This window comes from Herbiconiux sp. A18JL235, assembly GCF_040939305.1.
In the GTDB taxonomy this organism is placed as follows: Bacteria; Actinomycetota; Actinomycetes; order Actinomycetales; family Microbacteriaceae; genus Herbiconiux.
Genome location: NZ_CP162511.1, coordinates 3,876,068 through 3,888,451 on the forward strand (window position 1 = coordinate 3,876,068; position 12,384 = coordinate 3,888,451).

7 protein-coding genes are annotated in these 12,384 nt (G+C 70.0%); 6 read left to right on the plus strand and 1 reads right to left on the minus strand.

Translation table 11 applies throughout. The features are described from left to right. Positions 1-2: 2 nt before the first annotated feature. From ABFY20_RS18305 to ABFY20_RS18330, 6 genes are all read left to right on the plus strand, one after another. Positions 3-1,388, plus strand: coding sequence for an alpha-amylase family glycosyl hydrolase (locus tag ABFY20_RS18305; RefSeq protein ID WP_368497632.1), 1,386 nt, complete (start codon positions 3-5; stop codon positions 1,386-1,388). Between the two features lie 380 nt (positions 1,389-1,768). Then, positions 1,769-1,858: a potassium-transporting ATPase subunit F gene (locus tag ABFY20_RS18310; protein ID WP_368497633.1), complete on the plus strand. Its 90-nt coding sequence runs from the start codon at positions 1,769-1,771 to the stop codon at positions 1,856-1,858. Continuing rightward, entirely contained in the window at positions 1,859-3,532 is a 1,674-nt protein-coding gene (kdpA, locus tag ABFY20_RS18315; RefSeq protein WP_368497634.1) for a potassium-transporting ATPase subunit KdpA, read from the plus strand. Positions 3,533-3,534: 2 nt separating this feature from the next. After that, positions 3,535-5,706, plus strand: a complete 2,172-nt coding sequence (gene kdpB, locus ABFY20_RS18320; RefSeq protein ID WP_368497635.1) for a potassium-transporting ATPase subunit KdpB — start codon at positions 3,535-3,537, stop codon at positions 5,704-5,706. 39 nt (positions 5,707-5,745) lie between these two features. After that, the gene (gene kdpC / locus ABFY20_RS18325) at positions 5,746-6,348 is read left to right on the plus strand and encodes a potassium-transporting ATPase subunit KdpC (RefSeq protein ID WP_368497636.1); all 603 of its coding nucleotides are present in this window, start codon (positions 5,746-5,748) and stop codon (positions 6,346-6,348) included. Positions 6,349-6,370: 22 nt separating this feature from the next. Next, on the plus strand, positions 6,371-9,109 hold the full coding sequence (locus ABFY20_RS18330) for a DUF4118 domain-containing protein (protein WP_368499825.1): 2,739 nt from the start codon (positions 6,371-6,373) through the stop codon (positions 9,107-9,109). 7 nt (positions 9,110-9,116) lie between these two features. Here the strand turns inward: ABFY20_RS18330 and ABFY20_RS18335 are convergent, their stop codons facing one another. Then, positions 9,117-12,368 carry a hypothetical protein gene (locus ABFY20_RS18335; RefSeq protein ID WP_368497637.1) on the minus strand — a complete coding sequence of 1,084 codons (3,252 nt, stop codon included), beginning with the start codon at positions 12,366-12,368 and terminating at the stop codon, positions 9,117-9,119. Positions 12,369-12,384 lie beyond the last annotated feature (16 nt).

Consider the following 12,384-nt stretch of genomic DNA (forward strand, 5'->3'; position numbering starts at 1 on the left):
GGGTGACGGGTTCCTGGGTCGAGCATGTGATGTGGTGGCACGTCTACCCGCTCGGGTTCGTCGGGGCACCGGTGCGGCCCGAACGTTCGGCGGGCGCGATGCGTGCGACGGCTGCCGGCCCGGCTCAGCCGGAGGCGGTGGAACACCGCCTGGGCCGCCTCGAGGCGTGGCTCGACCACATCGTCGGGCTCGGGCTCAACGGGCTCGCGCTCGGGCCCGTGTTCGCGGCGACATCGCACGGCTACGACACCGTCGACCACTTCCGCATCGACTCGCGGCTCGGCGACGACGCCGACTTCGACCGCCTGGTCGCCGCGGCGCACGAGCGGGGCATCAGGGTGCTCCTCGACGGCGTGTTCAATCACGTGGGCCGGGCGCATCCGGCTTTCGCCGCCGTCGAGGAGAAGGGCCCGGATGCCGCCACGGCCGAGCTCTTCCGCATCGACTGGGCGGGCTGGCGGCCGGGCGATCCCGTCCGCGCCGAGGTGTTCGAGGGGCACGACCAGCTCGTCGCCCTCGACCACTCCTCGCCCGCCGTCGCCGATCTCGTCGCCAGGGTGATGACGTACTGGCTCGACCTGGGCGCGGACGGCTGGCGCCTCGACGCCGCCTACGCGGTGCCGCCCGCCTTCTGGGCCGAGGTGCTGCCGAGGGTGCGGGAGGCGCATCCGGATGCCTGGTTCACCGGAGAGGTCATCCACGGCGACGCGCTCGACATCGTCGCCCGGTCTGGCCTCGACTCGCTCACGCAGTACGAGCTCTGGCAGGGCATCTGGCACGGCATCGCCGACGCGAACCTGTTCGAGACGAAGCACGCCATCGAGCGCGGCAACGAGCTGCTCGAGAGCTTCGTGCCCACCACCTTCGTGGGCAACCACGACGTCACGCGCATCGCGTCGGCGATCCCGGATGCGCGTCACCTGCCCCACGCCCTCGCCCTGCTGTTCACGCTGGCCGGCACCCCGATGGTCTACGCCGGCGACGAGTACGGGCTGCGTGCGGTGAAGGAGGAGCGACTCGGGGGCGACGACGCGGTGCGCCCCGAGTTCCCCGCGACGCCCCCCGAACCCGACGAGCTGCCCGCTGCTCTGCCGGGCGCCGGCCCCGACTCCCGCGAACTGCTCGCGCTGCACGGCGAACTGATCGCCCTGCGCCGTCGGCACCCCTGGCTGCACAGCGCGCGCTCCGACGTGCTGCACGTCGCGAACACCGCCCTCGTGGTGCGCACCGCGACCGGCTCGGGCACCGTCGTCACCGCCCTCAACCTCGGCGACGACCCGGTCGAGCTGCCGATCGCCGACGCCACCACCCTCCTCGCCGGCACCGCCACCCTCGAGGGTCCCCACGCCACCCTCCCCGCCCACGCCTGGGCCGTGCTCGGCGCCTGACCCTCCCCTCCCGCCCCGAGGGCGCCGGGTTGGTCGCTCAAAGTGTCCTCAAACACTCTCTTGAGAGCACTTTGCGCGACCAGTGTGCGCGCGCTGCGCGACCAACCTGCGCGCGCTGCGCGACCAGCACGCGCGCGCCGGGCACGCGCGCGCCGTCAGGATCGCGTAGGGATTTCGGGGGTCGGGGCGGTGCGGGCGTCAGGAACTCGTTAGGACGGGCGATCGGGGCCCTCGGCGCGAGCATGATCGTCATCCGTACCTGTGCGCCCACCCCGGGCGCCTGTCGGATGGAGAAATACCGTGCTCGACGTCGTCTATCTCGTCGCGATCCTCGCCGTCTTCGGCGTCGTCGCCCTCGTCGCCTGGGGGGTCGAGAAGCTGTGATCGTGCTCGAACTCGTCGCCGCCGTGCTGGGCCTGGCCGGCGTGGCCTACCTGGTCGTCGCCCTCGTGAAGCCGGAGAAGTTCTAGATGGAGATCTGGCTCCTCATCGCGCAGCTCGCGACCCTCGCCCTCATCCTCGCGGTGCTGTATCGCCCTCTCGGCGACTACATCGCCCACACCTTCACCGGTGCGAGAGACCTGAAGATCGAGCGCGGTCTCTACCGCGTCGTCGGCGTCGACCCCGACGGCGAGCAGAGCTGGGGCGCGTACCTGCGCAGCGTGCTCGCGTTCTCGCTCATCGGCGTGCTGCTCGTCTACGCGCTGCAGCGCCTGCAGGCCGTGCTCCCGTACTCGCTCGGTCTGCCCGCGGTGCCCGAGGGCCTGTCGTTCAACACGGCAGCGTCGTTCGTGGCCAACACGAACTGGCAGTCGTACTCGCCCGAGGTCACGATGGGCTACACCGTGCAGATCGCGGGCCTCGCCGTGCAGAACTTCGTCTCGGCCGGAGTCGGCCTCGCGGTCGCCGTCGCGCTCATGCGCGGCTTCGCCCGCCGCAACTCCGGCACGCTCGGCAACTTCTGGGTCGACCTCACCCGCGGCATCCTCCGCATCCTGCTGCCCCTCGCCGTGCTCTCGAGCATCGTGCTGCTGGCCGGCGGCGTCATCCAGAACTTCACCGGCTTCACCGAGGTCACCACCCTCACCGGCGGCACCGCGACCATCCCGGGCGGGCCCGTCGCGTCGCAGGAGGCGATCAAGCTGCTCGGCAACAACGGCGGCGGGTTCTTCAACACCAACTCCGCGCATCCGTTCGAGAACCCCACCCCCTGGACGAGCCTGTTCGAGATCGTGCTGATGCTCGCCATCCCGTTCGCCCTCCCCCGCACCTTCGGGAAGATGGTCGACGACAACCGCCAGGGCTACGCCGTCGTCGCCGCGATGGGCGCCCTGTTCGTGGTGTCGTTCGCCGCGCTCAGCGCGTTCGAGCTGGCCGGCTCCGGCACCGGGCCGGCGCTCGCGGGCGGCGCGATGGAGGGCAAGGAGCAGCGCTTCGGCATCATCGGCTCGACCCTGTTCGCGACCACGTCGACGATCACCTCGACCGGCGCGGTCAACTCGATGCACGACAGCTTCACCTCGCTCGGCGGCATGATGACGCTGTTCAACATGATGCTCGGCGAGATCGCGCCGGGCGGCATCGGCGCGGGGCTCTACGGCATCCTCGTCATCGCCGTCATCACGGTGTTCATCGCGGGTCTGCTCGTCGGCCGCACCCCCGAGTACCTCGGCAAGAAGCTCGGCCCGCGTGAGATCAAGTTGGCGAGCCTCTACATCCTCGCCACCCCGACGCTCGTGCTCGTGGGCACCGCCCTGAGCTTCGCCATCCCCGCGGTGCGCGACGACGTCGAGGGCACCTCGATCTGGAACCCCGGGCTCCACGGCTTCACCGAGGTGCTCTACGCGTTCACCAGCGCCTCGAACAACAACGGTTCGGCGTTCGCCGGCATCACCGCGAACACCCCGTGGTTCAACACCGCGCTCGGAGTGGCGATGCTGCTCGGCCGGTTCATCCCGATCGTGCTCGTGCTCGCCCTCGCCGGCTCGCTGGCCGCGCAGAGCAAGGTGCCCGTCACCGCCGGCACGCTGCCGACCCACCGCCCGCAGTTCGTGGGCCTCCTCCTGGGCGTGATCGTCATCGTCGTCGCGCTCACCTACTTCCCCGTGCTCGCACTCGGACCACTCGCCGAAGGGCTCCAGTAACCATGTCCACCCTCACCCCGACCAGCTCCCCCGAGCCATCGACCCCCACCGCGACCGCACCGGATGCGCCCACCCGCTCCGCCGGGCGCCCCACCTTCAGCCTCGACCAGCTCGCCAAGGGCTTGCCCGGCGCCTTCCGCAAGCTCGACCCGCGCGAGATGTGGCACAACCCGGTGATGTTCCTCGTCGAGATCGGCGCGGCCCTCACCACGGTGATCGCCGTCGCGCAGCCCTTCCTTCCCGCCGAGGAGGGCCCGCAGGCGACGAGCATCGCCTTCACCTGGACCATCGCCGTCTGGCTGTGGCTCACCGTGCTCTTCGCCAACCTCGCCGAGAGCGTCGCCGAGGGCCGCGGCAAGGCGCAGGCCGCCACCCTGCGCGCCACCCGCACCAGCACCATGGCCAGCCGCGTCGTCGGATACGACGAACGAGCGGATGCCGCCGCCCTGCACGCCCCCACCGAGCAGGTGGCCTCGGCCGAGCTGCGGCTCGGCGACGTGGTGGTGGTCACCGCGGGCGAGCTGGTGCCGGGCGACGGCGACATCGTCGACGGCATCGCCTCCATCGACGAGTCGGCCATCACCGGCGAGTCGGCCCCCGTGGTGCGCGAGTCGGGCGGCGACCGCAGTGCCGTCACCGGCGGCACCCGTGTGCTCTCCGACCGCATCGTGGTGGTGATCACCTCGAAGCCCGGCGAGACCTTCGTCGACCGCATGATCCGTCTCGTCGAGGGGGCCTCGCGGCAGAAGACGCCGAACGAGATCGCCCTGAACATCCTGCTGGCGAGCCTGTCGATCGTGTTCCTCGTCGTGGTGCTCACCCTCGGCCCGATCGCCGGGTACTCGGATGCGACGCCCTCCATCGCGGTCATGGTCGCCCTGCTGGTGTGCCTCATCCCGACCACCATCGGCGCGCTGCTCTCGGCCATCGGCATCGCCGGCATGGACCGTCTGGTGCAGCGCAACGTGCTCGCCATGTCGGGCCGCGCGGTCGAGGCCGCCGGCGACGTGACCACGCTGCTCATGGACAAGACGGGAACCATCACCTACGGCAACCGGCGCGCCTCGAAGTTCGTCGCCCTCCCCGGTGTCGAGGCCGCGGCCCTCCGTGACGCCGCAGCCCTGTCGTCGCTCTCCGACCCCACTCCCGAGGGCAAGTCGATCGTCGACCTCTCGGAGGCGCAGGGCTTCCGTCGCCCGTCGCAGATCGACGGCGAGATCGTTCCCTTCACCGCCCAGACCCGGATGAGCGGGGTCGACTTCGCCGACGGCCGCCAGATCCGCAAGGGGGCGGGCTCGGCCGTCACCGCCTGGGCGCGCGAGACGGGCACGACGGGCAGCTCGCTGTTCGACGAGTTGCAGAAGCAGACCGATCGCATCGCCGGTCTCGGCGGCACCCCGCTCGTCGTGGCCACCCGCGAGCCCGGCCGGCCCGCGGAGGTTCTCGGAGTGGTGTACCTGAAGGACATCGTGAAGGAGGGGATGGCCACCCGCTTCGCCGAGCTGCGCTCGATGGGCATCCGCACCGTCATGATCACGGGCGACAACCCGCTCACCGCCAAAGCCATCGCCGAGGAGGCGGGGGTCGACGACTACCTCGCCGAGGCGACGCCCGAGGACAAGCTGGCGCTCATCCGCCAGGAGCAGGAGGGCGGCCGGCTGGTCGCCATGACCGGCGACGGCACGAACGACGCCCCCGCGCTCGCGCAGGCCGACGTCGGGGTGGCGATGAACACGGGCACGAGTGCCGCGAAGGAGGCCGGCAACATGGTCGACCTCGACTCCGACCCCACGAAGCTCATCGACATCGTGGCGATCGGCAAGCAGCTGCTCATCACCCGCGGTGCGCTCACCACCTTCTCGATCGCGAACGACATCGCGAAGTACTTCGCCATCATCCCGGCGATGTTCGCGGCGGTGTTCCCGGGCCTCGGGCTCCTCAACATCATGCAGCTGCACTCGCCGGCCTCGGCGATCCTCTCGGCGGTGATCTTCAACGCGCTCGTCATCATCGCGCTCATCCCGCTGGCGTTGCGGGGCGTGAAGTACCGGCCCATGTCGGCGTCGCGCATCCTCAACCGCAACATCCTCATCTACGGCCTGGGCGGGGTGGTCGCGCCCTTCATCGGCATCAAGCTGATCGACCTCGTCGTGAGCCTCCTCCCCGGGTTCTAGGCCCCTCTCCCCTCCGTCTCTCAGAACAGGATCCCCATCATGGCTACCTCCCGCGGGTTCGCCCGCCCTTACTGGGTCGCGCTCCGCTACATGATCGTCGCGACCGTCGTGCTCGGCATCGCCTACCCGGTCGCCGTGCTCGGCATCGGCCAGCTCGCCCTGCCGGCGCAGGCGAACGGCAGCATCGTGACCGTCGACGGCAAGCCGGTCGGCTCGTCGCTCCTCGGCCAGTCGTTCGCCGACGCCGACGGCGCCGCGCTGCCGGAGTGGTTCCAGTCGCGGCCCTCCGCCGCGGGCTACGACGGCGGTGCCTCGGTGGCCAGCAACGACGGCCCCGAGAACCCCGACTTCCTCGCCGAGATCGAGGCCAGGCGCGCGGCCATCGCGGAGTCGGACGGTGTGCCGGCCGACGGCATTCCGGTCGACGCCCTCACCACCTCGGGTTCGGGGCTCGACCCGCACATCAGCCCCGAGTACGCCTACGAGCAGGTCGCGCGCGTCGCGAAGACCCGCGGGCTCGGCGAGGAGCAGGTGAAGGGGCTGGTCGACACCTTCGTGCAGGGCCGCGACCTCGGCTACCTGGGTGAGCCGACGGTGAACGTGCTGCAGCTGAACGTGGCGCTGTCGCAGCTGGCCGGCTGACGCCGCGGGTGGCGGAGGCGTGGTGAGGCAGGGTCGGTTGCGGGTGCTGCTCGGGGCCGCGCCCGGGGTGGGCAAGACCTACGCGATGCTCGAGGAAGGCAGGCGGCTGCGTGCGGCGGGCAAGGACGTGGTGGTCGCGGTCGTGGAGACCCACGGGCGTGCTGCGACCAAAGCGATGACGGCCGGGTTCGAGATCGTCCCCCGCGCCGTCATCTCGCACCGGGGTGTGACCCTGGAGGAGATGGACCTGGATGCGGTGCTCGCCCGTGCACCCCGGGTCGCGCTCGTCGACGAACTCGCCCACAGCAACGCGCCCGGGTCCCGGCACGAGAAACGGTGGCGAGACGTCGAGACCCTCCTCGACGCCGGCATCGACGTGATCTCCACCGTGAACATCCAGCACATCGAGTCCCTCAACGACGTCGTGCAGCAGATCACCGGGGTCCCCCAACGCGAGACGATCCCGGATGCGGTGCTGCGACAGGCCGACCAGATCGAGGTCATCGACCTCGCCCCCCAAGCCCTCCGCGACCGCCTCTCCGAAGGCGTCGTGTATCCGGCGGCGAGGATCGACGCGGCCCTGTCGAACTACTTCCGGCTCGGGAACCTCACCGCCCTGCGTGAACTCGCGTTGTTGTGGCTCGCCGACGAGGTCGACTCGTCGCTGCAGAAGTACCGGGTCGAGCACGGCATCGGCCAGAAATGGGAAGCCCGCGAACGCGTCGTCGTCGCCCTCACCGGCGGCCCCGAAGGCGAGACCCTCCTCCGCCGCGGCTCCCGCATCGCCGCCCGCTCCGCGGGCGGGCAGCTGCTGGCCGTGCACGTCACCAGCCAGGACGGTCTCCGCCAAGCCGACCCCGGAGCCCTCGCCGCCCAACGGTTATTGGTCGAGAGCCTCGGGGGCACCTTCCACCAAGTCGTCGGCACCGACATCCCCGCCGCGCTGGTGGAGTTCGCGCGATCGGCGAACGCGACCCAGCTCGTCATCGGCGTCAGCCGCCGCTCCCGCCTCGCCGCGCTCGTCACCGGAGCAGGCATCGGCGCGACCGTCATCCGCGAATCCGGCGACATCGACGTGCACATCGTCAACCACCCCGCCGCCGGCGGCCGGGTCTCCCTCCCCCTCGCGCGAGGATCGCTCACGCTGCGGCGGCGCATCCTGGGCTTCGTGCTGGCCCTTGCCGGCGGGCCGCTGCTCACCTGGCTGCTGTCGCTGTTCCACAACGAGGAGTCGATCACCTCCGACGTGCTGAGCTACCAGCTGCTCGTGGTGGTCGTGGCGCTGGTGGGAGGCATCTGGCCGGCGCTGTTCGCCGCGGTGCTGTCGGGGGTGACGCTCGACTTCCTCTTCGTCGATCCGCTCTACACGGTGCACATCGACAACCCGAGGCACGCGCTGTCGCTCGTGCTCTACGTCGTCATCGCGGTGCTGGTGTCGATCGTGGTCGACCAGGCGGCGCGGCGTTCGCGGTCGGCGCGGCGCTCGGCCGCCGAGTCGGAGCTCATCGCGGGTGTCGCGGGCGAGGTGCTGCGCGGGCAGGACTCGCTGCAGGCCTTCGTGACGCGCACGCGCGAGGCCTTCGGGCTGACCGGGGTGCGCATCCTGATTCGCGAACCCGACACCGTGGGGGCGGGCGCCGCGGGGGCCGACGCCGTCGGGGCGGGCGCCGTCGGGGCGGGCGCCGTCGCCGCAGACGCCGCGGGGCCCGGCGCCGTGGGGGTGGACGCCGTGGGGGCGGGCGCCCTCGCCGCAGACGCCGCGGGGCCCGGCGTCGTGGGGGCGCCAGCCGTGGGGGCCGACGCCGTGAGGCCGGACGCCGTGGGGGCGGGCGCCATGGGGGCGGGTCGAGCCGAGCTCGGTGCGGTGCGCGAGCGGGTGCTGGCGGGCGACGGGGAGCCGGCGGGCGACGAGACGGGGGTGCGCATCCCCATCGACGACGACGCCACCCTCGAGCTGCATGGCCGCTCGCTCGAGTCGTCAGACCGCCGGCTGCTCGGGGTGATCGTCGCCCAGCTCGCGACGGCGCTCGAGCACGCCGACCTTGAGCAGACGGCCCGCGAGATGGCCCCGCTCGCCGCGGCCGACCGGGTGCGCAGCGCCCTGCTCGCCGCCGTCGGCCACGACCTCCGTCGACCGCTGGCCGCCGCCACCGCCGCGATCACCGGGTTGCGCGCTCCGGGCGCGACCCTGTCGCCGGCCGATCGCGACGTGCTCCTCGACACGGCCGAAACCGGACTCGACCAGCTCACCCGCCTGCTCACCGACCTCCTCGACGTGAGCCGGGTTCAGGCCGGCGTGCTCGCCGTCTCGCCCCGGCCCACCGACCTCGCCGACCTCGTGCCCGCCGCTCTCGAGGAGCTCGACGTCGGCCCGACGGCCGTCGACCTCGACCTCCCCGCCGACCTGCCCCAGGTGGAGGCCGACCCGGTGCTGCTCGGGCGGGTGCTGGTCAACCTGCTCTCCAACGCACTCCGGTACTCGCCGGCCGATCAGGCGGTGGCGGTGGCCGCATCCGCTTTCCATGACACGGTGCAGATCCGCGTCATCGACCGCGGGCCGGGCGTGTCCGAAGAGCGTCGCGACGACATCTTCGTGCCCTTCCAGCGCCTCGGCGACGTCGACAACACCACCGGCCTCGGCCTCGGCCTCGCTCTCTCGAAGGGTTTCGTCGAGGGGATGGACGGCACCCTCGAGTTCGAGGAGACGCCCGGCGGCGGCTCGACCATGGTCGTGACGCTGCGCGCGGCGGGGGCCGGGTGAGGGCGATTCACTGCCTCACCCGGATGCCGTCGACCGTCACCTGAACACCGCTCGACGCTGAGCTCTTCTGGCCGAGCGCTGTGATCACGACCGTATGGAGACCGGCGCTCAACCCGGAGATCGTGGCAATCGTCGCTTGGTTCTGCCCCGATGCCGAGTAGAAGTCGACGACCTGGGGCGCGCCGCCGTCGACGGAGATCTGCGCCTTGCCTTTGTCGGGTCCTTTCGCGCCGAAGAGGTCGAACGACGTGCCGCTGAAGACCTTGGTCGCAGTTGCACCGGCGGTCGAGGTGCCGTGGATGGTGCCGTCGAGGAATTTCCCGTACTGGTCGGTGAACCAGGCTCCCGAGTAGGCGAAGTGCACATCGTCGACCGGGTCTGAAGGCGAGGGAACCCCCGGCAGCCTCAGGGCGTCGATGTTGATCTGGGTTCCGGTCGAAGCGGCGCTCTTCGTGCCGAGGGCCGTCACGGTGAGCCGATGAGCGCCCGGGCCGAACCCCGCCTGATCGAAGATCGTCTTCTGGTTCTCGGGGTTGGTCGAGAAGTAGTCGACGGTTCCGAGATCGATACCGTCGACCTCGATGCGGGCTCGGCCCTTGTCAGTGCCGGTCGACCCGGTGAACCCGATCGCGTCTCCCGTGAAATCGAAAGTCGCAGCCGATCCGGTCGTCGACGACAGCGCGATGCTCCCCCCGAAGAAGGCGCTGCCCGCAGCAGGCCCCCACGTACCCGAGAAGGCGGCCTTGCTGTCGTCGAGAGTCACGAGCGCGACCGAGTCGATCGTGTACGTGTGGGCGCCACTTCCCGTCGTGGTCAGCCACACCTTGCCCGCCGCATCCGCCGTCACCGACTGCGGAGTGCCGTCGACGCGGACGGTGTACTGGACACCTGGCTGCCGGTCGCGCCACCCGATCCGGATCGGGACAGACCCGTCTGCGGTGACGCGATAGCTCTCGAGCGCCAGGTAGTCGACGATCACACTGTGCTGACCTCGAACGGAGTACGGCACGCTGCTCCCGATCAAGCTGTTGTCGATGTAGGGGGCGAGATCGAGCCGGTCCCTCGTCGGCTGGAAGCCGAGCACGTCGTGGAACAGCGGCCACAAGCCGAGGATGTTGTTCGACATCCAGGTCTCCTGGTAGACGTCGCGGCGCACGGCGAGGGTGTCGGGTTGGATGTTGCTCATTCCCCAGAAGTGGTCTTGCGGATAGCGCTCCGCAACGGTGTGCGCAGAGTTCACGTTGTAGGAGCGATCGGAGAGGGTCAGCCCGATCTGGGCGGCGGGCTGCTCCATCAGCAGGTGCACCCCGCCGTCTTCGAAAAAGGGGAAGTAGAGATCGGTCTCGGTGGTGGCGCAGCTCACGGGGTTGGAGCCGTGGAGTCGCCAGAAGGTCGAGTAGTAGCTGCTGCGAAGCTGCCCGGCGATCACGCGCGCACGGTCGTCGTTCACGAGACCGTACTGCACCGCGTACCCGTTGGCGAAGAGGTTCTTGCAGTCCTTGACGAGGGTGCCGTTCAGGTCTCGCGTGTACTCGAACGTCTGGCTGGAGGTCGACCAGAACCCTCCGTCGGCGCCGGCCTGATTGAACTTCGTGCGGAGGGCCGACGCCGACGAGGTGTAACCGGCGGCGAGGGACGGACTGCCGAGCACCGAGTTCTCGAGAGCTGCCCACTGCGTGAGGGCGTGATACGCGAGCACGTTCTGATAAGCGTTGACCTGGCCGATCTGGTACAGGTCGTTCCAGTCACTGTTGTGCTTCACGCACCCGGTGAGTGGCGCGGGTTGTCCGCACTGGTAGTTGCTGTAGAGACCCGCCGTGATTCCCGACGTGATCTTGAGGTGGCCGTCTGCATAGGCGAGCGCCGCCTCGATCGACGGCTTCATCTGCTGCAGCCAGGCGGGATCGGGAGCGAGCTCGTAGAGGGTCGCGACTGCCGCCACGTACGCGAACACTCCGTCCGTCGTCAGGTAGTCGGGCAGGGTCGAGGGGATGGCTTGCACCGCGAACGGCGTGCAGCAGCCCAGCATGCCGTCAGAGCGCTGGAGGCCGTCTTTGATGTCGAGGAACTGCTTTCGCATCGACGCGAACGCCTCATCGCTCTGCAGCAGCTCCGCCACGTACACGTTGAACAGCATGGTGAACGGCGGGGCCTTGGCGGAGCGGAACGACCGCTCCGATGAAGCGCCGATGGTGCTGTCCTGCATCATCGCCGCTCCGAAGTCCTTGATGGCGTGGGCGACCTGGCTGCTGTCGAAACCCTTGATGGTCCCCACGTCGTACGATGCCGACGTCGGCGTCGTCGCGAAGGTCAGAGTCACCGTGTCCTGCTGCCCGCTCGCGACCGTCACCGGCGCGAAGAGGAGAGCTCCACCGGTGGCAAACCTCCCGAGACCGGAGACGGCTTCGGCGTAGCCTTTCGGATTCTGGTTGGTGTAGCCCCAGGCCGCAGAGCTCTGCGACCACGACGTCGTGAGACCACCGGGGCTGCTCGTGCCCTCGCGCAGGAAGGAGACTGCGCCGTTGCGGTTCGGGCTGGCGTTCACATCGAGTCCGGTAGGCGCGTCGTTGAGCAGACGGATGCTGTTCTGCGTCTGCACGACACGATTGCCGCCCTTCTCGAGGCTGAGGCCCGTCGGGAAGGCCGGGCTGCCATCGGTGAGCTGTGCGGAGCTCGCGGTGAGCAGTTGCGCGCCCCAGAGAGGGATCGACCCGCCCGAGCCGGCGAGGTGCGCGTTGTTCCACTGGTCTTGCTTGAAGGTCATCCGCGGCATGCTGCTGTCCCGGATCGACCCGCTCGCGCCTCCCGCCCATGTCACTGTGCGGGCGATCGCCAGCGAGATGTCAGAGGTGTTCGCCGTGAGAGTCCAGACCTCCGCCGCACTCACCTTGCTGTTCGACATCGTGAACGACACGGTCGCCGTGTTCCCCGAGACCGAGACCGAAGGTGACTGCGCCAGCGCCTGACTCGACAGCGTGCTCCCGTCCGAGTCGAGCTGCAGTGTCGAGTAGCCGGGCTGCCCGGATGCCAGAGTCTCGGTTCCCGAGACGAGAAGCGACGAGATCGCGGCGCGGTTGTTGTAGTCCAGCGTCATCGTCGTTCCCGAACTCGACGCGGTGAGTGTCTTCGCCGTCGCGTTCTGCGTCACTGTTCCTGCGGCTTCGGCGGGACTCGGCGTGAGGGAGACGAGACCTCCCATGAGAAGGGCTGCTGCCAGCACCCCGGCGGTGATGCGAGCTGGGCGGACGTGATCGGCCATCGTGATCTCCAATGTT

Excerpts from the sequence above, each read along its gene's own strand:
- kdpA (WP_368497634.1), top strand. The coding sequence starts at position 1,859 with ATGGAGATCTGGCTCCTCATCGCGCAGCTCGCGACCCTCGCCCTCATC.
- kdpB (WP_368497635.1), top strand. The coding sequence starts at position 3,535 with ATGTCCACCCTCACCCCGACCAGCTCCCCCGAGCCATCGACCCCCACC.
- kdpC (WP_368497636.1), top strand. The coding sequence starts at position 5,746 with ATGGCTACCTCCCGCGGGTTCGCCCGCCCTTACTGGGTCGCGCTCCGC.
- ABFY20_RS18335 (WP_368497637.1), bottom strand. The coding sequence starts at position 12,368 with ATGGCCGATCACGTCCGCCCAGCTCGCATCACCGCCGGGGTGCTGGCA.